We start from the raw sequence: 22,547 nt of genomic DNA, 5'->3' as shown, positions 1-22,547 counted from the left end.
GTTCACCAATGAAATGGATGCTGCGGGTATAGCTAGAAGAGGAAGCAGAGGATCTCTATAACCATGATGCAAAACATAGAGGGAATTCGTAATTTTACATTTCAGAACATATCCGTCGTAAATAAATTCGCACAAACGAATAAAGCAATCCCCCACATGCGTCAATAACCACATTCGCCAAAAGCGCCATCCTCCCCGGTTGAAACGATTCAGTTCCTTCTTCCGTTTTTGAATATAAATCATTTTTCCATCCACTCCAACTCCTCCAGCGACTGGACATCTTGAAGAATGTAGCGGATCGTTTTTTATCGACTTTGGCAGCTGTTGAAACGATGACATACATACCTCCCAATACTACTTATGATTTCTTTTCAACATTTGTTTTAACTGATTAGCAAGTTCTTGAACCATGTCTTTCGCGGTCATATTGTCGGACAATTCCCCTCGTTGATACGCTTGGATCAATATATGTTTGAAACGCTCGGTTTCTGGTTGCAGAGGCTTTTTCCCAGTCACAACAGTCACCCTCAAATCGTAAAAATTAAATAAACCTCCCGCTGAAAGGCTTCAGCAGGAGGCTTGCAAGCGGTTATTTATCGTTTAATTGTTTTGACAATGACGTCAATGACCCGGTTTTGTTCGTCGATGGTCATGCTGGACCCAGACGGCAAACAAATGCCGTTGGCAAACAATTCATCGGAAACGCTCCAACCTTCCCGATGCGGGTAATACGTTACCCCGTTAAACACAGGCTGCAGATGAAGCGGCTTCCATACAGGACGCGCTTCAATATTTTCCTCCGCAAGCGCGTTGATAATATCCATTGGCGTCACGCCAAGCGCTTGCTGATCGATCGTCAACGTCGTCAGCCAGCGGTTGGACATCGTGCCTTCCAGTTCAGGCATAAACTGAACGCCTTCGATATCCCCTAACGCTTGTACGTAACGGTCAAAAATCGCTCGTCTCGCTTTCACCCGCTCGTCCAGCACCTGAAGCTGCGCTCGACCGATCCCCGCGACGATGTTGCTCATGCGATAATTGTACCCCATCTCGCTGTGCTGATAATGCGGAGCCGGATCGCGCGCCTGCGTCGCCAAGAAGCGGGCTCGTTGCAGTGCATCGACATCATCAGAAACCAACATCCCCCCGCCAGAGGTCGTAATAATCTTGTTTCCGTTAAACGAATAAATGCCGAACTTCCCAAACGTACCACTTTTCTTCCCTTTATATGTAGAACCAAGCGACTCCGCCGCATCTTCCACAACAGGCACGCCGTAGCGATCGCAAATCGCCAAAATCTCATCCATCTTCGCACTTTGGCCGTATAAATTTACGACAATCACAGCCTTCGGAAGCTTCCCTTCCCGCTTCGCCTCTTCCATTGCCCGCTCTAGCGCCTGTGGGGACATATTCCACGTCTCTGGTTCGGAATCAATGAAAACAGGCTCGGCACCTTGATACAAAATCGGATTCGCGCTGGCCACAAACGTCAGCGAGGAACAAAACACCACATCTTCCCGCCCAACGCCAAGCAGCCGCAGCGCCAAATGAATCGCCGCTGTCCCCGAACTGACCGCTGCCGCCCCTTTCGCCCCGACATACGCCGCCAGCTCTTTCTCAAACGCATCAACATTTGGCCCAAGCGGGGCGATCCAGTTCGTTTCAAACGCTTCTTGGATATACGTTTGTTCATTCCCGCTCATGTGGGGAGGGGAAAGGTAGATTCGTGGTTTGTTTGACATTCTCTCTCATCCTTTTATCCAAAATCAATCTTTCGATGAACTATTCCAGCAACCGCGCGGGGCATCCGACTGCTTTCTTCCCATCAGGGATATCCCGGATCACCACCGAACCCGCGCCAACCACGCTCCAACTCCCTATCCTGATTCCTGGTATCACCGTGGCGGCCGCTCCGACATGAGCGCCTTCTCCAATCACCACATTCCCAGTCAACGTTGCATTAGGGGAAATATGGGCGTAATCCCCGATGCGGTTGTCATGCTCTACAATCGCTCCTGTATTGATAATGACATGCTTCCCGATTTCCGCATGGGCATTGATTACACAATTCGGCATCACAACTGTACCCGCTCCGATTCGGGCGGATGGGCTTATGACAGCAGAAGGATGAATGACCGTCGCAAATCGTTCATGATCGGCTTGAATACGCTCAACGATATCAGCCCGCACCCGGTTGTTACCAATCGCGATGATTAGCTTCATATCCGGATTTTCGCTAATTAGATCCGAAACGACGGAAACGGGGCCGTACACCATCCCGTCCCGCTCATGCATTGCTTGATATTTGTCATCTAAAATCGCAACAATTTGATATCGTCCATCAGCGGCAATCATATCTTGAACGACTTTGCTATGGCCGCCTTCGCCAATCACAACAATTGGATTCATCGTCATCATCCACTCTTTTGTTCTTTCACACCCGTGAACTTTTCCATCGTCACATGTCCTTGATGGTTAATCCCTTCAGACTTCAGCACTTTCCATACGGTCAAAAAAAGAATTTTCACATCCAGCCAAAACGACTGATGATCCACATACCAAACATCCAACTGAAACTTCTCTTCCCACGAAATCGCATTGCGCCCGTTCACCTGCGCCCAGCCCGTGATCCCAGGTTTTACTTCATGGCGGCGGGCTTGTTCGGGCGTGTACAACTCCAAATATTCCATCAGCAACGGCCGCGGGCCAACGAGGCTGAGATCCCCTTTCAACACATTCAACAGCTGCGGCAACTCATCCAAACTATACTTCCGCAAAAACCGCCCAAACGGAGTCAATCGCATATGATCCGGAAGCAGCTCCCCCTTCTCATCCCTCTCATCGGTCATCGTGCGGAACTTGTACAAGTAAAACGGCTTCCCGTGCAAACCAGGGCGCTGTTGTTTGAACAACACTGGAGAGCCAAGCTTCCAACGCACAAGGACGGCTGTTGCCGCCATAATCGGCGACAGCACAATGAGCGCCATCAGCGCAACGATAAAGTCAAACCCTCGCTTTAGAATAGACGATCCCCCCCCTCTGTCATTGCAATGGCAAGGTCTATTCCGTGACACGTTCATATCCATTCGGATTTTGCGACTGCCACCGCCAAGCATCGCGGCACATGTCTTCGATTCCCCGTGCCGCGATCCAGCCAAGCTCCCTCTTTGCCTTCGTCGGATCGGCGTAGCACACTGCCACATCCCCTGGGCGGCGATCCACAATTTTGTACGGGATGTTCACCCCTGTCGCTCGTTCAAACGCTGACACGACCTCAAGGACGCTGTATCCCCGCCCCGTGCCGAGATTGTACGCCTCCACCCCCGTTGCCGCCAGCACCTTCTCCAACGCCTTCACATGCCCGATCGCCAAATCGACGACATGAATGTAATCGCGCACCCCTGTGCCGTCAATGGTCGGGTAATCGTTGCCAAACACGCGCAGCTCCTTCAACTTTCCAACCGCCACTTGGGTGATGTACGGCATCAAGTTGTTCGGAATGCCGTTCGGGTCTTCCCCGATCCGCCCGCTCGGATGGGCGCCGATTGGATTGAAATAGCGAAGAAGGGCGATGCTCCAAGAGGGATCGGATACATAGAGATCACGCAATATTTCTTCAATCATCCACTTCGTCCGCCCATACGGATTCATCGGACGCAACGGGAAATCCTCCGTAATCGGCACCCGATCGGGCATGCCGTACACCGTCGCGGACGAGCTGAACACGATGTTCTTCACCCCGTATTGGCGCATGACATCAAGCAACACCAATGTTCCCGTAATATTATTGTGATAATAAAGAAGGGGCACCGCCACCGATTCCCCCACCGCTTTCAACCCGGCGAAATGGATGACCGCCTCAATCGAATGCTTGGCGAAGACGGCTTCCAGCGCATCCCGTTCCAACAAATCAGCCTGGTAATACGGAAAATCCCTTTGCGCAATCTCCTGAACCCGCCGCAGCGCTTCGGGCTTGCTGTTGGCGAATGAATCAATAACGACAATATCATACCCTGCGTTCAACAATTCCACGCAAGTATGACTGCCGATATAACCCGCGCCGCCGGTGATCAAAATCGCCATATCGGTTCCCCCGTTATATGAAAATTAGTCCCTTGCCGAGGACAAATATCGCATGTACACATCTTCCATTTCCAAGAGGACATTTTCCAAACGATAAGGTTGAATGCGTTCAAACGAAGCCTGTCCCATTTCTTCCCGCAGTTTTGGATCACGGATTAACTTGATGAAGGACTCGGTTAAAGCGTGATCATCCTCTAAATCGACGACAAATCCATTGATCCCATGCTGAACCAAATCCCTTGAACCTCTGATATTCGTCACAACTAAAGGCTTTTGCGAAGCCATGGCTTCCATGACACATCGCGGCAACCCTTCCCGAAACGATAGCAACGTCACGATATCCGAGTGCGATAAAATCATCGGGATATCATGGCGAAATCCTAAAAAATGAATATGGTTTAACTCGTTTTGTTCTACATACTGTTTCAGCTCTTCCTCGTTTTCTCCTTTGCCTACAATCAAACAATGCACATTAGAGGCATGTTGCAAAATTCCCTTCCAATTTCTTAGCAGGAATAAATGGTTTTTATTGCGATTTAATTCTGCAATATAAGTTATCACTACATCACTATTTTTAATGCCCAGCTGGCCGCGAATATTTGCATCTCCACGCACGCCGTACTGATCAATCGAGACGCCAACTCCGTGAACAAAAAAGAGGGATTCATCCTCCTTGAATCCCAACCTTTTCCCATTTTGATAATCTTCCCGATTCATCACCACCAACCCATCCGTCCATCTCGCCGCTAGTTTTTCGGCTGTATAATATACGAGCCAATTTTGGATCGAAGCCCCTTGATAGAAATGAAAGCCATGAGCGGTATACAGCACAGGTCCTTGGCCGCATTTCTTTGCCATGTACCGCACCAAAAACGACGCCACTGGCGTATGGACATGAATGAGATCGAAACGATGCGTTTGAAATAACCGCTTCAGTTCCTTTACAGCCTGAATATTTGCCCGATCATACGGCGAGCGGGAAAACGGAATGTCCCAACAAATGACCCCTAATTCCTCGATTTCCTCTTTGCGCCCGTGATCTGGATTCGCAGCTGCATAGACTTCACAGCCTTTGTCTTGCAGTAGTTTGATGAACGGTTTGTGGAAGGCGGCCAAGTGAGCATACACAGTCGCAGAAAATAAAACTTTTCTTTTATGCAACGTCAATTGCTTTCACCCTGTTCTGCGTGTTACACGATGAATTCCTCAATACGTTTCGCTGGGATGTTAAATGCTGACAACGTTGGTTAACACACTTTGGCGGCCAATCGAGTGGTACTCAATCGCATGCTTTTTCACTTCTTCCAACGGATAACAATTCCGCCCATCAAACACAATTGGCGTTTTCATGTATTTTGCATACAAATCAAGCGGCAGCTGTTTAATCTCCTCCCACTCCGTCACAATCATGGCTAGGTCTGCATCTGTTAACGCTTCTTCCACCGATGAAGCATACACCACCTCATCGCCGATGATCCGTTTGGCATTTTCTGTCGCCACGGGGTCATACGCCGCAACTGAGGCGCCGTCTTGCAGCAGTTCCCGCGCAATGACAATCGAAGCCGCCTGGCGCATATCATCGGTATTCGGCTTAAATGCCAACCCGAGCAACGCCACTCTCTTCCCTCGCAAACTTCCGAAGCGGCTGCGCGCCTTTTCCACCAGCTTGAGCTGCTGCTTGTTGTTCACCTTAATGACCGCTTCTAACAATTCAAATTGATGATCGACATCCCCCGCAATTTGCACCAACGCTTTTGTATCTTTTGGAAAACACGAGCCGCCATAGCCGATTCCCGCCCGCAAAAACTGCGGCCCGATCCGCGTATCAAGCCCCATGCCGTATGCGACATCCTCGACATTGGCGCCGACCTTTTCGCAAATGTTCGCAATCTCATTGATAAAGCTGATCCTCGTCGCCAAAAAGGCGTTTGAAGCGTACTTGATCATTTCCGCGCTATAAATATCCGTTTTAAAAATTGGAATGCCAAACGGCTTGTTCACTTCCTCTATCACCGCCGCCGCCCGCTCATTGCCCGCCCCGATCACGATGCGATCTCCGTGGAACATATCGTAAATCGCTGAGCCTTCCCGCAAAAACTCGGGATTGGATACGATATCAAAACGAACGGGGCGTTGGAGATGCTGCTGAATCCACGCTCGGATTTTTTCATTCGTCCCGACAGGAACGGTGCTTTTCGTAGCGATCACCACGCCATCCCGTTCGATATGCGCCCCAATATCTCTAGCCGCCTGCTCGACAAACCGCAAATCCGCCGAACCGTCTTCCTTTTGCGGCGTACCGACGGCAATGTAAATCACCTCGGCATCACGGAACGCTTCTTCATGGCTGGTCGTAAAATGCAGGCGGCCTCGTTCAATGTTCCTCTTCATCAACTCGTCCAACCCAGGCTCGTAAATCGGGGAAATCCCTTGTTTCATCTTTTCCACTTTTCGTTCGTCAATATCGACGCATGTCACATGATGGCCGATATCGGAAAGGCAAACGCCAGTGACGAGTCCTACATACCCAGTTCCCACGACAGCGATTTTTTTCACTTTTGCTCCCCTTCCAAATCAAAAGAACCAGCACCTCGAAAAAGCACTGGCGTTTATTGATAGTACGCTTTATACCAATCGACAAACTTCTTGAGCCCATCCCGAATCGACGTGGAAGGCTGGAAGCCGACGGCCTGATGCAAGTCATCAATATCCGCATACGTTGCTTCCACGTCGCCTAGCTGCATTGGCAAAAACTCTTTTTTCGCCTCCATGCCAAGCAGCGATTCTAATGTTTGAATAAAATCAAGCAGTTTAACAGGTTGGTTATGGCCGATATTATAAATCTTATACGGGGCATAACTCGAGCTCGGGTCGGGATGAAAACGATCCCATTGTTTATTCGGAAGCGGGGGCCGATCAAGCAAACGCACCATTCCCTCAACAATATCATCGATATACGTAAAATCGCGCTTCATATTTCCATAGTTGAATACTTTGATGGGCTTTCCTTCTAGAATGCTTTTGGTAAACGAAAAATACGCCATATCCGGGCGCCCCCATGGTCCGTACACCGTAAAGAAACGAAGTCCGGTAGTCGGGATGCCGTACAAATGGCTGTATGTATGCGCCATGAGCTCATTCGCCTTTTTCGTCGCCGCATATAAACTCACGGGATGATCAACATTGTCGCTTGTCGAAAACGGCATTTTCGCATTCGCTCCGTACACCGAACTTGAAGAAGCATAGATCAAATGTTTGACGGGATTATGGCGGCATGCCTCTAAGATGTTGACAAACCCGACGAGATTCGAGTCGACATAAGCGTAAGGATTTTGCAAGCTGTACCGTACCCCTGCCTGCGCGGCAAGGTTGACGACATGCGTAAACGCATAGTTGTTAAAGAGCGCAAAAAGCCCCTCCCGATCCGCCAAATCAAGCTGAACAAACGTAAAACGGCTATACTTCTTTAATTCCAATAAACGATCCTCTTTCAACTTAGGATCGTAATAATCGTTCAAATTATCGATCCCGACCACTTCATATCCTTCTTCTAAAAGCCGTTTCGAAAAATGCATTCCAATGAACCCCGCTGCACCCGTGACAAGAATGGTCATATCGATGCCTCCGTTTTCTTTACTTGCCATAACTGTTGATACATGTTCACGATCCGTTCCACAACGATTTCCTCCGTAAAACTTTCTTCAATCCTTCTCCGGCCGTTATTTCCAAACTCTTTTCTCTTTCTTTCATCACTTAACATCACATGGATGCTTGAAGCCAATTGTTCCACATTCTTGTATTCCACTAACACACCTGTTTCTCCATCCACAACCAATTCTCTAGTACCCAATACATCCGTAGCCACAACGGGTTTGGAAAAAGCCATCGCTTCCATGATGATTCGGGGAACGCCCTCCTTTTCAGAAGTTAACACAATGAGATCCGCCATCTTGATATAAGGATAAATATCGGTTTGAAATCCTATGATTTTGACTACATCTGAAAGGTGATCGTCTTTGATTTGCTGCTGAATTTGCTCTCTCAACGGTCCGTCTCCTGCCAAAAGGCAAACAAAATCGGATCTGTGCTGTTCTTTGACCCTCTTGATCCCTTCTAGTAAAAAAAAGTGATCCTTTACAGGTTCAAATCGTGCCCCGACCAAAATGACTTTTTGATCATTTGGGATGCCTAACCGATTTTTCAAGGCCGTAAGCTGCTCACAGCTTATATGGTTATTTCGGTCATCCAGCTTAGATAAATCCACCCCGTTCCCCTCATAATACACACGTTGGCGCGGAGCATATTGCTCAATTTTTTTCATATCTTCCCGATTTTGCGAGGCGATCGCGTCACAAAACCAAGCGCCGATTTTCTCAAGAAAGCGATACGTATAATACTTAAGCTTGCTCTGCCCCTCATAAAAAGGCAACCCATGGCTTGTATGAACCACGACAGGGACGCCAGCCAACCTCCCTGCCATACGCCCGATGATCCCCGCCTTCGCTGTATGAGTGTGAACAATTTGATACTTCTCTTTACGGAACAATTGGGTCATTCGAAAAATAGACACCATATCATCGAACACATGAATTTGGCGATTCATCGGAATAAAATGCAGTTTGAAATCGTAGTTCTGCATCAATGCTTCGTTGTACCCTTCCTCGGAAGAAACAAGGTGAATCTCATACCCTTTTTGCTTTAATAACGCTAATTTGTCAACCAATATTTTATGACTGTAACTCGACGTACAAACATGGGCGACTTTGATCATCGCTGACGCACCTTTTCACTGAATTTTACAACAAGGATTGATAAACATTCTCATACTTCTCTACTACTAAATCCAACGCAAAATGCTCCTCCACCCGTTGCCTTGCCTTCTTGCCCAACTGTTTGCGCTCTTCAGTTGGAAGGCTGAGGCATCGTACAATCGCATCCGCCAGCACTTGCGGATGTTCAGGAGGCACAACAAAACCCGTATCACCGACAATATAAGCTGAATCCCCAACGTCTGTCGTGACGCAAGGAACTTCGCAAGCCATAGCTTCGCCCAATACGATTGGAAACGCCTCTCCTGCTTTTGAAGAAGAAACATACACGTCAAACTGGGGCATTAACGTATGAATGTCATTTCTTCTCCCCAGCAAATGGACATGTTTTTCGATTCCTTCCTGTCTGATAAGAGCTGACAATGTTTCATTTTCGTGCGTGACCCCATCTCCACATAACACAAAATGGACATTCGGCAACTTGTCCACTACCATTCTCGCTGCTTTGATTAAAGTAGGATGGTCTTTTTGACCATGCCAACGCGCCGCATGGCCGACCAACAAACAATCATCCGCCAAGAAAAGCTCCTTCAATAAGGATTTGGAATGACGGTTCGGTTGAAACAATCCTATATCGAAGCCGTTGGGGATGACCATCATTTTGTCCCTGCTATACCCTAATTGTTCGTGACATTGGAGTGAGGCATGGGAACAACAGATGATTTTGCTAGAGAAACGAGACAATACACCGCACCATTTCGCCACGGCAATCGTTTGTCTTTTCTCGATTTTGGGATCCAAGTTGCTGTGGTGAATGCCCCAGATAATATTCTTAACGCCTGCCAATCTCCCAGCCAAAAGGCCCAACAAGTTGGCATGATACATCCATGTTTGCAATACATCGGGCTTTTCTTTTTTTAAGATGCTGGCCAATTTCAACAAAAAAATCGGGTTCGGGACTCCTCGTTTCATCCCCAACCCAATGACTGGAATATCTAATTCTTTAATCTTTTCCCCCACCGGACCGACATCAGTCAACGAAATCACGGAAACCTCGAACTTGTTACGATCGATTTTGGACAACAACCGGTACAGCATCATCTCTGCTCCGCCCGTGTTGAGGCCGGTGATGAGGTGAATGAGTTTGTATTTGCACTTCATTTTTTTCATCTCCATCAAAGTTTTCCCTAAAATACTAATCCACCTCTGAAATACCATGCTACCAAACCATAAAAAAACATCAAACAACCAAATAAAACTTTAAAATCTTTTGTTGAATTTAACATGGATACTAGTATCAAAGGGACAAAATTTTCAAATACTCTCGCTCCAAAATCTAAAAAAAAGTATGACGCTAGATAGAATAATATTCCATAGGTTCCTAAATCAGAAATATTGTTTCTTTTTCTTCCTATAAAGAACAGCGTCCCTAAAATAAACCACCACATAAACCCCAAAAACGAACTTGATTGTGCCATATCAAACTGATACTCAGTGAAACGCCTATCTCCAGTCATTTGAATGATAGTAGGTAAAAAAAAGATTCCTGCCAATATTAGTGCAGCGAACAATGCAGCCTTAATAAAGAAAGATAATCGTAACTTACTAGTTACATGTTCATAAAACTCCACCAGCACAGTAAACCAGAGGGATGTATGCACAAAAGGAGATAAAAGACGTACAAGTAACCCTTTTCTCCCATTCAAAGCTATTCCGGTCAAATACACCCCCAAAGCTAGTCCCTGCCTCAAATGAGTTACATGATTTTTTAGTAGCTGCACAATGACGAAAAAGAATAGAATAGTAAAAAAAGAGTAATTGGTAATTCTGCCCATGGACAATAAGACCATAAAAGTTGAAAAGAAAATAACCAACCTAACAACCATTTCGGGTTGCAAAAATTCCCCCGCAAAACTATTAATAAGTAGCCATAATGGTTCATTAACAAAAAAGAACAAAGGATTAGTGACAGACCTTTCAAGTGTGTATTGAAGGAGCTCTCCTCCGTACATGGCATAGTCTAGATAGTTCAGGTCATCCTTTGCCCATGGAATAGGTCGTAATGCCAAAAACACCGATGAGAACAAGGTTATTAAGATGTACATGTTTTTTCTTTTAAATAAGGGCTCTGTCTTTGCCCCTAAGACAAAAATCCCCATGGAAATTACCTCTCGAAATTATGAACTAGTTGTAACTATCCTGCGTGCTTCCCAAAAGAGAGCGACATTCCGTGGTGCACCAGGCTGCTGGGGTCCGTCTATCCTTCGGACTTTTCCGTACCATAGATACAACGACCTCATGACCCCAGCTGCAAGGAGACCATTCGGCAGAAGGTTGTTTTCATCCTTCCGATGGTGACGAAAGTTTTTGTCATGGGAGTCTATAAAAGCTGAAGGATACGGTGATCGCGAACGCCTCTCACAAAGACCGCTATGAGATCCTGCAAGCGGTTCAGCGATTTGTTTATTACATTCAAGAACGCCCGAAGACGTGTTGCGGTGCTTGGGATGTGCTGCGTAATCAAAACGGTAGCTTTTCAAGATGCATTTTATAAGTACATCTATTCCATCCTAAGAGTTCAGATCATGACTCCTCTTTAGTTTGGTTGCAAATTTTATACATTTACAGCAAGTGAAACAAATCGATATACTCCCTAGCTATCTTTTCCACATGAAAATCATTTGATCTTGCTATCAACTTATCTTTATCTAGATCATTTTTCAATAAACATTTCAATACCGCTCCCGCTACCCCCTCTACATCCCCAACCGGCACTAGCATCCCATACGTCCCATCCTCTAATATTTCCCTTGGTCCGCTCGGACAATCTGTAGCCACTATATTTGCACCGCAGGCTAAGGCTTCTACTAAAACAGTAGGCAACCCTTCCCATTTAGAAGAAAGAACAAATACGGAACAACGTTTCATATATGCATACGGATTCTGCACAAACCCTATGATGTCCACATCCTGCTCTAATCCCATATCCTTTATTAAATTTAACAACTCTTCCCGCTTTTCGCCATCGCCCAAAATCACTAATTTCGCTTTCCTTTGTTGCCGCACATGATAAAAAGCTTTAATCAGTGTAGGATAATCTTTTTGCTCTGTCAGGCGCCCCACGGCTAAAATGACGGGATGTTGCTTATCTTGAAACCAACGATGATCCACTTCCTCATCCGCTTTTTCAAATAGATCATCGGTGACGACCGGATTATAAATGACTTTAATTTTTGATCGGGGAAGATTTAATGTTTTCGATAAATCATCCGCTACACCGTTAGACACCGCAATGACATGGTCAGCCATTGGATAGAAAAGCTTCATCAAAAAAGGCATGAGTTTCGTGCGAACATTTGCGGGATGCAACAAGGTTCGACTTAATGTATTATGTTCTGTTACTATAATTTTTGTTTTTGTCAAAGAGATTTCAGCTGCCAAAATCGCGATAATGTTGGCGTGATTTAATGCAGATATTAAAGCAAACGGCTTGTTCTTGCGCAAATATTTGGCTAATGGGAACAAACTTAGGGCAACACGGGATGCATTTAAGTCGACAATACGAATATCACTAGAAATTTGAGACAAATAAGGCCCTTCTGCTTTAGCTAAGACAAGATCAACTTGAAAGTTATTCTTAGCGAATGCTTTCGCTAAGTTCACCATCACCCTCTCGGCTCCCCCGCCGCGGAGGGAGGGGAGGAAAAGCGCAATATGTTTGTTCATCGTTGTTTTTTACTTCCTCTCCATTTTTAATTTAGCCGCCCAGCCACTTACATGTTCACGTATCTGCCAGACGTTTAAAATATACACCATCGCAAAATACACAAAAAATCCTAAACCAATCTTTGCTATTAGACGATATAAATTATCATCCGCACTATCCAAAACATAAAGAGGAATGGACATAACCATGGCACAGACAACGATTTTTGCAAAATCCCTTAATGGAATTGTCAATGGAAAGACTGCTCTACCTATCATTCCGCTTAAAACAAAAGCCGCGATATAAGCAATGAAAGTAGCATATACCGCTCCCTGAATTCCATAGACAGGGATGAAAGCGAAATTTAGGACGATATTGATCACCCCACCCACAAGGACAGGCCATATTTGCAAAGTGGTTTTTTTGCCCAGTTGGAATGATAAATCAAGATAATAAGATTTCATTCCTTGCAATAGCACACTAATTGCTACGACGGGGATGATCATCGCGGCCTTTTCTCTAAATTCCTCACCCAATATACTTGAAGAAATGCTGTTGTTCAATGTCACCATGCCTATTGTTGCCGGAGCGGCAATTAAAAATAAGCCAACAGCGCTGCTTCTTATTTGTTTTTGTGCAGCTTCATATCCTTCGGTTTCCAAAGCCCTTACACACAAAGGGTACGAAGCTAAATTCACAATCATCATTAACATAATAATTGTTTGCTGGGTTAAATCGTAGGCTGCAGAATAAATTCCAGCTTCACTTTTCCCCGCCATCCACCCCAATAATAATCGATCCGACTGATTCATAACAAATGATAATGAAAGTGTAGCGGTTAAAGGAAGACCGTAACTCAGGCACTCTTTCAGTAAAGCAAAACGAAAATTTTCTTTTCGCAAGAGAAATCGGATGTCTTGCTTCTTTTCTTGAAAAGCATATAGAATCCATAAGGATAGCAACGGGCCGAGGATCAATCCAAAAACAACACCGTTTGACCCTAGCCCCCATTGAATAAGCAGTAGACTCAGCCCTAAAGATATGGCTGCTTTTAAAACAGAAAGCAACCCGTAGGCTTTCGTTTGCAAAGACGCTCGCAACAACTCTGAAATAATATCAAAAATGGATTGGGAAATAGCGAGTAATAAGACGCCTATCGTGATAGAAAAAGTTTCAAAACCTAAAAATAAAGATAGAAAAGTAACAAAAATAAGTGCTGCTAATGTGAGGAGATAACCGATAAAAAGAGTGCTCAACAATACATATTCATTCTTTTCATCCCTATATTTTGACAAAAAGCGGAGCAGGACTAGCCTAATCCATTGAAAAAATATAGCATTTGCCAACCCTGCTGTGGCAACAATTAGTGCATATTCTCCATAATCTTCCGCACTCAACATTCGAGTATACCAAGCAAGAGCAAGGAAGTTAATAAAGCCTGTTAGTCCCCTGGAGACAAAATAACTGAAAACGTGTTTGATAAACATCTATTCTTCTTTCCTTTTCAATTCACTTTTTCAGGCACAACCCGCCCATTCGCAATCCCCACCACCGTCGCCCGCACTTCGTCCTCGCTCATCCCTTCAAACCGCTCCATAAAATCGCGGAGGATCGCTTCATCCACCGCCGTTGCCTTCCCAATATGAATTTTCGGAAACACCTGTTCCGGATGAACCTCATTTTCATTCAGCAATTCCTCGAACATCTTCTCACCCGGACGGATTCCGGTAAATTCGATGCCGATTTCTTCGACGGTGTATCCGGATAGTTTAATCAAGTTTTTCGCGAGATCGACGATTTTCACAGGTTCGCCCATGTCCAAAACAAAGATTTCGCCGCCTTTGGCAAGTGCACCGGCTTGGATGACGAGGCGGGATGCTTCCGGAATCGTCATAAAATAGCGCGTCATATCCGGATGGGTGACGGTGACAGGACCGCCGGCTTGGATTTGCTTTTTAAATAGCGGAATCACACTGCCGCGGCTTCCCAAGACGTTTCCGAAACGGACGGCGACAAATTTTGTTTTACTCTGCTTGTCCAATTGTTGAATAATCATTTCCGCGAAGCGTTTTGTCGCTCCCATCACATTTGTAGGATTAACTGCTTTGTCAGTAGAAATTAATACAAAGGTTTGGACACCAAACGTATCGGCTGCTTCGGCGACGTTTTTCGTGCCGAAAATGTTGTTTTTGACCGCTTCTTTCGGGTTGTATTCCATTAACGGAACGTGTTTGTGCGCCGCTGCGTGATAGACGACATCCGGCTTATGTTCTTCCATCACTTCAAACATGCGCTCGCGGTCTTGAATGTCGCCAATGACTGGGACAATGTCGATTTGGTCTTTATATTGATTGCGCAGTTCCATGTCGATTTGATAAATGCTGTTTTCGCCGTGGCCGAGCAGGACGATTTTTTTCGGGTTAAATCGGCATACTTGCCGGCAGATTTCCGAGCCGATCGAACCGCCGGCTCCGGTGACTAAAATGACTTTGTTTTCGATGTAGCTGGAAATGCTTTCGATATCGAGTTCGACCGGTTCGCGGCCGAGCAAGTCTTCCACTTGCACATCACGGAATTGGCTGACAGACACTTTCCCTGTCACGATATCTTCAAGTTTTGGGACGATTTGTGTTTTCGCGTTTGTTTTCGCGCACTGTTCAAAAATCCGGTTCAGCTGTTTTTTCGTTAACGATGGAATCGCGATAATAATGTGCTCAATGCGTAACGCGCGCACAACATCTTCAATGTCTTTTGTCGTTCCGACAACCGGAATGTTGAAAAACTGCAGTTTTTGCTTGTTCAGATCATCGTCAATAAAGGCAATCGGTCTCAGCTCCGCATCCGGATTGTTCACTAACTGCCGCGCTACCATCATTCCTGCGGATCCCGCTCCGATAATCAGCGTCCGCCGTTTATTCGCGTTTGGTTTTATGTAACGGTCGCGGAACACTCTCCAGACAAACCGCGATCCGCCGATGAGAATAATATGGATCATCCATGTAATCATCAACGCGCGAACGTAAATATCTTGAAAGACAGCAAACTGCACGATAGCCGTTGTAATAATCGAAAAGGTAACCGCCTTGATAATCGCCGTTAATTCGCCAATGCTCGCGTACTCCCACGCTTTTTGATACAAACGGTATATAAACGCAAAGAAATGATGGCTGACAAGCAGCGTCAGCGCCGATAAAAGAACGGATTCATACTTCCATATTTGTATTCCTGGATGAAGCGTAAACAAGCTGACGTAAATCGCCATTAGCACGATTAATGAATCCAATATTATTAAAAACGTCAATCGTTTTCGATATGCCAACGCACTGCGTCTCCCTTCGTATAATAGATAACGAGCCATGTTCGCGATGGCTCGTTATGATGCATTCGTATTTTGTTTTGTTTCCGCAACGATTTTCTCCATAAATGCGAGTAAATCGTCTCTTAACTCCTCATTCTGCAACGCAAACTCAATCGTCGTTTGGATAAATCCGATCTTTTCTCCGACGTCGTAGCGCTTGCCTTCGAATTCGTAAGCAAAGACTCGCTGGATTTCGTTTAATTTTTGAATCGCGTCGGTGAGCTGGATTTCGCCGCCGAGACCATCGCTTTGCGCACTTTTTTCAATTGATGGAACCCCCTATGTATTTTGGCCCATATGCCCCCGCGCATCGGTGCAACGCTGGCTGCGCCGATGCGCCGATGCATATGGGCATAAAAAACAGCCCCTTTTTGGGACTTAGTTTGGCATTTTTGATTTCAGATTTAAAATCTCTTTTTCATGATCGATCAGTTTGTCGAACATCACATCGGATCGGCGCTGCAAGTACGAGACGGTGACATCGACGGATTTTCTTATGCTGGTGACATCGTTTAAAATGAGTGCTTGATTGTGTTTGGAAACGCGCAGCTCTTCGAGGATTCGTTCTTGCGTCTGCTTCATGCCGGCCATCTCGTTTTCTAATTTTTGTTGGCCTTGTTGCAGCTGAGTGATGTCTTTTTGGATTTGGGAAACCGTCGTTTCCAATGTTCGTTGACCTTCTTGCAGTTGGGCGACATCACGCTGCAACGCCTTCTGCCCTTCTTGGAGCTGGGCAACATCCTTTTGAATTTGGGAAACCGTGGTTTCTAATGTCCGTTGACCTTCTTGCAGTTGGGTGACTTCCTTCTGAAGCTGGGATACGTCTTGGCGAATGTGTCCGACTGTGCCTTCCAACCGCTCAAGCCTGTCGTGGACTGGTTTCAGTTCTTCTTGCAAGACGGAACGAAGCAATTCTTTCAGCTCTTGGCTCATGGCTTCACCTCCTTGCTCTGATTATAGCATGGCCAGTGAAGCACATAGAAACAAAATAAGTTAACCCGTGGTGCTAGATAAAACTCAGACAAGCATAAAAATAGCCCTTGCTGGCGGATCTCCAGTAGAATGAAAGTGTCACCCAACATTCGAAAGGAGAGATCCCCCATGCAAGAGCACTTTCATTTTACTACAGATCCAGCCAAACTTCAAAAACAATATGCCGCTATTTTCTGTTTTGTTTCTGCCCAACTGTCGTTGATTCAAATGTATCTTCATCGCCGCAACCGTCACTTGGTCAAGCAAGAAGACGAAGTGGTCATGGCGGTTCACCTTTTGGGGAAGCTGCTGGGCTTTTCTTCCGAACGAGCCTGGCATCGTTTTGTCACGGGAAATTTGTTCACAAACGGCTCGTTTCTTGAACGCTCCCGATACAACCGCCGCTGCCGGGCGCTTGGTTTCGCCATCAAATGGATCCGTCATGAGCTGGCGAAACGTGGCCAACACCATGCTTATGCGGTCGTCGACAGCTTGCCTCTTCCGTTGTGCCATCCCGCAAGAATGCAGCGCGTCAAGCGATTTCGAGGGATCGCGGATATGGGGTATTGTGCTTCCAAAAAGCAATGGTACTACGGTTTCAAGCTGCATCTTCAAGTGACCAATCAAGGGCTGGCCATGGGCTATGTCGTGACGGAAGCGTCCTGCCACGACGTCAAAGCCGCTGAAACGGTGATGACTCAAATCCCTCATCCCTACAACTTTGGGGACAAAGGGTACATCAGCCACGCTCTTCGAGAAAAGCTGTACGAAGAACACCAAGCCGCGTTCTGGACACCGTCTCGACACCATCAAAAGCACGGCCCATCCAAGGCATGGGAAGAATGGATCCAAAAAAAACGCAAAGTCATCGAGACGGTGTTTTCGATTCTCGTAGACCAATACCGGATCACCGACATTCGAGCGAATTCCATTGCCGGGTTTGAAGTGGCACTCGATGGCATCTTGTTGGCTTATTCCTTGGTCACACTAGGGCTGGTTGAGCGCTGACGCTCAACTAGCACCACGGGTTAAGTTAGATCGGGCATCTAACCCGCCCTCACGCCACACCCTCGACGACGGGCGTCTAAGGTGCCAGGACCGTCATCGTCCCCACCCACGGCATGGCCGAGTGCCTCCATTGATAACGGTAAGGAGACATCACCGAACGAAACGGCATCAACGAAGAAAACGGCCTGTCTTTAAGACAAAGAAGCCGCCGCTATGAATCTCTTGCTGCGCGAGCCAAACTGTCTTAAAGAAAGAGCCGCCGCTATTGGATGTCGGTCGACATCATTCTGAATCGTTCTACAAGAAACAAGCCATGTTTCGACAACGAACGGGCAAAAGAAAAGAAGTATTTCTAAATTATTTTATATCATACTGCCAACTATTTCTAAAAGAGGCCAAGGAACTTTTTCTTTTTCACCCGCTGTGGTTCGTCGCGGAACACGGCTTGGCCGCGAACGAGCAGCTCGGCGTTCTCTTGGAAGTAGTACACCATGTCTGTCCCGTATTCTTTCCGGATCACCTCGTACGCCTCGCGGAGGCGAAACGGCCGCGTTTTCGTGTTGTGGGCGTCCGAGGCGATGAAATGGGCCAAGTTCGCTTCGATCAGCTGAAACGAGAACGTTTTGATTTTCTTGCCGAAATGGCCCGTAATGCTTGATGTCGTCAGCTGGGACAAGGCGCCGCGTTTGACGAGCTGGTAGAGCCGCTCGGGGGTTTCGATGATCTCGGCGTTTCGCTCCGGATGGGCGATGATCGGGATAAACCCTTTCACTTGGGCATCAAAGAGGAGTTGCTCCGCATATTTCGGCACATGATCGGGCGGAAATTCGATCAACATGTATGATGTATCGGCAAGCGTCATCACCTCGCCTCGGGCAAGGCCGTCAAGCAAGTCGCCGTGGATGCGCACTTCTTGGCCTGGAAACACGTTCAAGGCGATGCCGCGCCGTTTCAATTCGTCATTTAGTTCCGCCGCCAAGGAAAGGACGGCTGGTCTTGGGTTGTCATACGTTCCATTTTGATGATGGGGAGTGGCAATGATCGTTGTAATCCCCTCCTTGGCTGCGGCTTGCGCCATGGCGATGGCGTTCTCCATCGCCGCCGCTCCGTCGTCAACGCCAGGCAAAATATGGCTATGAATGTCGATCATCGTCCACTCCTCCTTTTTTCGCTCTACTAAACCCCTATTATGGTAACATAGGAAAAACAGGCTATCAATGGGTGAGGTTTGTCGAACATTGTCGAAATGGAAGGCAAATTCCACTGATTAGGGGGCAAGCTGGAACGCCCGCCAATGCGGCTGTCAGTTGTCTTCTTTTCGAAAACGGTCTATAATCGAAATGGTATGCACGAAAATTTCTGAATAGAAAAGGAAGAGTGCCCATGAGAGCAGAACGTCGAAAAAAGAAGAAAACATGGCTCCGCTGGGTGACGGGATTGCTCGTCGTGTTATTCGCTGGAGCAGGAATATTCGCCTATTCCATTTATCATCATGTGAAACAGACGGCGAACCAAATGCACGAGAACGTCAACTGGAAGTCGGAGAAGCGGAAAGAAAACGTTTCGTTTGAACGGAAGACGCCGATTTCCATTTTGTTGATCGGCGTTGATGAACGCAAAGGGGATCGCGGGCGCGCGGATACGCTGATTGTGATGACGGTGAATCCGAACAAGCAGTCGATTGACATGGTGAGCGTGCCGCGCGATACGAGAACGGAGATTATCGGAAAAGGGACGAAAGATAAAATCAACCACTCGTACGCCTTTGGCGGAGTGGAGATGACGATGGCGACGGTGGAACACTTTTTAGATATTCCCATTGACTACTACATTAAGGTCAACATGGAAAGCTTCCGCGACATCGTCGATGCGGTCGGCGGAGTGACGGTGAACAACCCGTTCGCTTTTACGTATGAAGGAACGCACTTCCCGAAAGGCGAGATTACGTTAAACGGGGACGAAGCGCTGAAATACTCCCGCATGCGGAAAGAGGACCCGCGCGGCGATTTCGGGCGCCAGGACCGGCAAAAGCAGATCATTCAAGCGATTATTGAGAAAGGCGCCAGCTTCTCGTCGCTCACGAATTACAGCGATGTGCTCGCAGCGATCGGGAAAAACGTGAAAACGAACTTGACGTTTGAGGAAATGAAAGAAATTCAAGCGAATTACAAAGACGCCCGCAAGCAAATTAAGCAGCTGCATATTACGGGACAAGGGACGAAAATCAATGGCATTTATTACTTGATCGTGCCAGAGAGCGAACGGCTGGCGATTTCGAATGAGTTGAAAGAGCATCTGGAGCTGAAAGCGACGGCGGCGAAGTAAATGAGACGCGCACCTTAAGAGGTGCGCGTTTTCATTGGGCGATGAAGCGCTTGGCGAGCGCATCGGCCCAAAGCGCGGCTCCTTCCTCGGTCGGCAAGTCGGTTTGCGGGTCGACGTAGCGGTTCAGCTCTTCGCTTTGATCGTCAGGCCAGGCGGGCCAATGGTTGAGGTAAGGATAGCCGTTCTCTTTGGCAAACGCTTCGAGCTGTTGGACTTGGCGCGGGTAGTAGGTCGCGTTGTAAATCGGGTTCGGCGGCTGCAAGATCACGACCGCATTCGGGGCCGCCGATTTGAGCTCGTCGATGATCGATTTGATATGGGCAAGAGTGTCGTCGATCGTCACGACACCGTTGTCGTTTAACAAAAACGGTTCAAGCAGGACAAGATCCGGCTTGTCCTTGGCCCAGTCGGCGGCGATGCGCTGTCGGTCGGCGTCGGCGGTGGTCAAGCCGTCGTATTCGTGGACGGTGATGTGAAACACGCCTTTCCCGTAGGCGTCATCGAGCGCTTGTTTCAACCGCTCAGGCCAGCCGCCGTTCTCTGGCGTTGATTCGGAGCCGGCGATGACGAGGCGGATCGGACGGTGTTCCTCCACCGCCCGCTTGATGGCAGCTTGCGCGGCCGCTGGCAGCTGCTTGGCGCGGGCGAGGATCACTTCCGTTTGGCTCGTCTCCGTTTCTTGCTTGGCGGATGTTTCGACTTTCGCCCGCGCCGCTTGCACCGTGGCTTCGATTTTTCGCTCCCAGTACAAGTGACCGGTGATCAGAAAGGCAAGGCAAGCGGCGGTGAGCAAAAGGATGAAGACGAAGTTTCTCAACGGTTCTCTCCCCTTTTCTCTATCAGAACGGCTTCCCGCGGTCGGGAAGCCGTTTGTGGTTACTTGTATTGATAGTAGTAATAGTACCCGCCGTCACGGTGCTTCCGCTTGTTCAAGACAACGCCGAGCAGTTTGGCGTTGGCCGCTTCGAGCAGTTCTTTCGCCTTGACCGCCGCTTCGATTTCGGTGCCGCCGCTTTCGATGACCAGCACCGTGCCGTCGCATTGGTTGGCTAAAATTTGTGCATCCGTCACGGCGAGGACGGGCGGGGTATCGAAGATGACAAGATCAAACGTCTCATACAACTGTTCGAGGCATTGCGCCATCGCGTTCGAGCTGAGGAGCTCGGCAGGGTTCGGCGGAATCGGGCCAGACGTTAAGATTGATAAGTGGTCGATTTCGGTCGCTTGACACGTCGGCAAAAGCGGCGCCGAGCCCGTCAAGACGTTGGTCAATCCCTTGTAGTTGTTTAAGCGGAACGTGTAATGGACGGTCGGCTTGCGCAAGTCGGCATCAATGAGCAATGTCTTTTTCCCTTGTTGAGCGAAGACGACAGCCAAGTTCGCCGCGGTGGTCGATTTTCCCTCGCCAGGGCCGGTTGACGTGACAATTAGGGAGCGGAGCGGCGCATCAATGAATGAAAATTGGATATTCGTTCGGATCGTTCGGTATTGCTCCGCGATGGGGGATTTTGGGTTGTCGACCGTGATCAGTCTCCGCTCCGCTTTGCGGATCGATGTTGCTGGTTTACGAGCCAATGGTTTCACCTCTTGTTTGTGGAATGGCGGATTCGCGTCTCGCTTTTTGGCCGCCTTCCGCCGTGATTAAACTGACCGCGCCGAGCACCGGCAGGCCGAGATGTTTTTCGACGTCTTCTTCCGTTTTGATCGTGTTGTCCAAATACTCAAGCAGGAAGGCAAGTCCGACGCCAGTCATGAGGCCGACGACGAAGGCGATGGCCATATTGAGAAGCGGCTTCGGCTTGACCGGGGCTTGATGTTCTTTCACTTCCGCTTTCGAGAGAATGGTGACGTTGTCGATGTTCATGATTTTGACGATTTCGTTTTTGAACACTTCCGCCGTTTTGTTGGCGATCTTGGCCGCCATAGCTGGATCTGGGTCTTGGACGGTGACAGAGAACACTTGTGAGTCTTTTTCGCTTGAGACTTGAATTTGTTCGTTCAGTTCGTCAAGCGTCCGGTCAAGGTGGAGCTCGTCTTTCACTTTTTCCAAAATCGTCGGGCTTTTAATGATGACGCTGTACGTGTTAATGAGCTGCACGTTCGTTTGGATTTCGTTGAAGTTGTAGAGCTGCTGCTCGGATTTCGCCTGGTTGACGAGAATTTGCGTCGACGCCTCGTAAATCGGCGTCAATATAAAGTAGCTGACCACACCGCTTACAACGGTAGCAAGCGCGGTGATCAGGACGATGAGCCAAAGCCGTTTGCGCAATGTATCGAACAGCTCGCGCAGGCTGATTGTTTCTTCCATTGTGTCCCCCCCTATGAT

General features: G+C 47.6%; 21 protein-coding genes and 1 pseudogene. 2 read left to right on the top strand and 20 right to left on the bottom strand.

Features of this window, described 5'->3' with window-relative positions:
• Positions 1-354: 354 nt before the first annotated feature.
• The 16 genes and pseudogenes from ACVX3G_RS03755 to ACVX3G_RS03680 form a co-directional block, all read right to left on the bottom strand.
• A complete protein-coding gene (locus tag ACVX3G_RS03755) occupies positions 355-516 on the bottom strand; it encodes a YwzD family small protein (RefSeq protein ID WP_014196913.1) in 162 nt (53 codons plus the stop codon).
• A gap of 77 nt (positions 517-593) precedes the next feature.
• Positions 594-1,742 (bottom strand): DegT/DnrJ/EryC1/StrS family aminotransferase, encoded by a 1,149-nt coding sequence (locus tag ACVX3G_RS03750; RefSeq protein ID WP_014196914.1) that lies wholly within the window; start codon positions 1,740-1,742, stop codon positions 594-596.
• Between the two features lie 40 nt (positions 1,743-1,782).
• Positions 1,783-2,415, bottom strand: a complete 633-nt coding sequence (locus ACVX3G_RS03745) for an acetyltransferase (protein WP_014196915.1) — start codon at positions 2,413-2,415, stop codon at positions 1,783-1,785.
• Positions 2,415-3,080 carry a sugar transferase gene (locus ACVX3G_RS03740; protein WP_081704423.1) on the bottom strand — a complete coding sequence of 222 codons (666 nt, stop codon included), beginning with the start codon at positions 3,078-3,080 and terminating at the stop codon, positions 2,415-2,417. The genes ACVX3G_RS03745 and ACVX3G_RS03740 overlap by 1 nt, the downstream gene beginning before the upstream one ends.
• Positions 3,061-4,083 (bottom strand): UDP-glucose 4-epimerase GalE, encoded by a 1,023-nt coding sequence (gene galE, locus ACVX3G_RS03735; protein WP_014196917.1) that lies wholly within the window; start codon positions 4,081-4,083, stop codon positions 3,061-3,063. Before galE ends, ACVX3G_RS03740 begins: the two co-directional genes overlap by 20 nt.
• A gap of 24 nt (positions 4,084-4,107) precedes the next feature.
• Positions 4,108-5,250, bottom strand: a complete 1,143-nt coding sequence (locus ACVX3G_RS03730; RefSeq protein WP_014196918.1) for a glycosyltransferase family 4 protein — start codon at positions 5,248-5,250, stop codon at positions 4,108-4,110.
• A gap of 60 nt (positions 5,251-5,310) precedes the next feature.
• Positions 5,311-6,639, bottom strand: coding sequence for a UDP-glucose dehydrogenase family protein (locus tag ACVX3G_RS03725; protein ID WP_014196919.1), 1,329 nt, complete (start codon positions 6,637-6,639; stop codon positions 5,311-5,313).
• Positions 6,640-6,692: 53 nt separating this feature from the next.
• Positions 6,693-7,697 carry an NAD-dependent epimerase gene (locus tag ACVX3G_RS03720; protein WP_014196920.1) on the bottom strand — a complete coding sequence of 335 codons (1,005 nt, stop codon included), beginning with the start codon at positions 7,695-7,697 and terminating at the stop codon, positions 6,693-6,695.
• On the bottom strand, positions 7,694-8,854 hold the full coding sequence (locus ACVX3G_RS03715) for a glycosyltransferase family 4 protein (RefSeq protein ID WP_014196921.1): 1,161 nt from the start codon (positions 8,852-8,854) through the stop codon (positions 7,694-7,696). The genes ACVX3G_RS03720 and ACVX3G_RS03715 overlap by 4 nt, the downstream gene beginning before the upstream one ends.
• Positions 8,855-8,879: 25 nt before the next feature.
• Positions 8,880-10,028: a glycosyltransferase family 4 protein gene (locus ACVX3G_RS03710; protein ID WP_233499934.1), complete on the bottom strand. Its 1,149-nt coding sequence runs from the start codon at positions 10,026-10,028 to the stop codon at positions 8,880-8,882.
• Between the two features lie 11 nt (positions 10,029-10,039).
• A complete protein-coding gene (locus ACVX3G_RS03705) occupies positions 10,040-11,011 on the bottom strand; it encodes an EpsG family protein (RefSeq protein WP_068896082.1) in 972 nt (323 codons plus the stop codon).
• 463 nt (positions 11,012-11,474) lie between these two features.
• Positions 11,475-12,578, bottom strand: coding sequence for a glycosyltransferase (locus ACVX3G_RS03700; protein ID WP_047758550.1), 1,104 nt, complete (start codon positions 12,576-12,578; stop codon positions 11,475-11,477).
• A gap of 9 nt (positions 12,579-12,587) precedes the next feature.
• Positions 12,588-14,045, bottom strand: a complete 1,458-nt coding sequence (locus ACVX3G_RS03695; protein ID WP_068896084.1) for a lipopolysaccharide biosynthesis protein — start codon at positions 14,043-14,045, stop codon at positions 12,588-12,590.
• 17 nt (positions 14,046-14,062) lie between these two features.
• Positions 14,063-15,877: a polysaccharide biosynthesis protein gene (locus ACVX3G_RS03690; RefSeq protein ID WP_068896087.1), complete on the bottom strand. Its 1,815-nt coding sequence runs from the start codon at positions 15,875-15,877 to the stop codon at positions 14,063-14,065.
• Between the two features lie 54 nt (positions 15,878-15,931).
• A pseudogene (locus ACVX3G_RS03685) lies at positions 15,932-16,168 on the bottom strand (UTP--glucose-1-phosphate uridylyltransferase); the annotation flags it as partial.
• A gap of 126 nt (positions 16,169-16,294) precedes the next feature.
• Positions 16,295-16,849, bottom strand: coding sequence for a hypothetical protein (locus ACVX3G_RS03680; RefSeq protein ID WP_014196929.1), 555 nt, complete (start codon positions 16,847-16,849; stop codon positions 16,295-16,297).
• A gap of 168 nt (positions 16,850-17,017) precedes the next feature.
• On the opposite strand from ACVX3G_RS03680, the gene ACVX3G_RS03675 reads away from it, so the two are divergent.
• Entirely contained in the window at positions 17,018-17,896 is an 879-nt protein-coding gene (locus ACVX3G_RS03675) for an IS982-like element ISGsp1 family transposase (RefSeq protein WP_110107483.1), read from the top strand.
• Between the two features lie 385 nt (positions 17,897-18,281).
• Here the strand turns inward: ACVX3G_RS03675 and ACVX3G_RS03670 are convergent, their stop codons facing one another.
• Positions 18,282-19,046, bottom strand: a complete 765-nt coding sequence (locus ACVX3G_RS03670; protein WP_021321932.1) for a tyrosine-protein phosphatase — start codon at positions 19,044-19,046, stop codon at positions 18,282-18,284.
• 233 nt (positions 19,047-19,279) lie between these two features.
• On the opposite strand from ACVX3G_RS03670, the gene tagU reads away from it, so the two are divergent.
• Entirely contained in the window at positions 19,280-20,221 is a 942-nt protein-coding gene (gene tagU, locus ACVX3G_RS03665) for a polyisoprenyl-teichoic acid--peptidoglycan teichoic acid transferase TagU (protein WP_014196932.1), read from the top strand.
• Positions 20,222-20,252: 31 nt separating this feature from the next.
• Here tagU and ACVX3G_RS03660 read toward each other — a convergent pair whose 3' ends face one another.
• The 3 genes from ACVX3G_RS03660 to ACVX3G_RS03650 are packed head-to-tail and all read right to left on the bottom strand — an operon-like array spanning position 20,253 to position 22,529.
• Entirely contained in the window at positions 20,253-21,038 is a 786-nt protein-coding gene (locus ACVX3G_RS03660) for an SGNH/GDSL hydrolase family protein (RefSeq protein WP_021321931.1), read from the bottom strand.
• A gap of 59 nt (positions 21,039-21,097) precedes the next feature.
• A complete protein-coding gene (locus tag ACVX3G_RS03655) occupies positions 21,098-21,796 on the bottom strand; it encodes a CpsD/CapB family tyrosine-protein kinase (protein ID WP_014196934.1) in 699 nt (232 codons plus the stop codon).
• Positions 21,786-22,529 carry a YveK family protein gene (locus ACVX3G_RS03650; RefSeq protein WP_013146583.1) on the bottom strand — a complete coding sequence of 248 codons (744 nt, stop codon included), beginning with the start codon at positions 22,527-22,529 and terminating at the stop codon, positions 21,786-21,788. The genes ACVX3G_RS03655 and ACVX3G_RS03650 overlap by 11 nt, the downstream gene beginning before the upstream one ends.
• Positions 22,530-22,547: the final 18 nt, after the last annotated feature.

It is taken from the genome of Geobacillus sp. PLS 41 (assembly GCF_056494105.1).
This window is presented reverse-complemented; position numbering and strand designations above follow the sequence as displayed.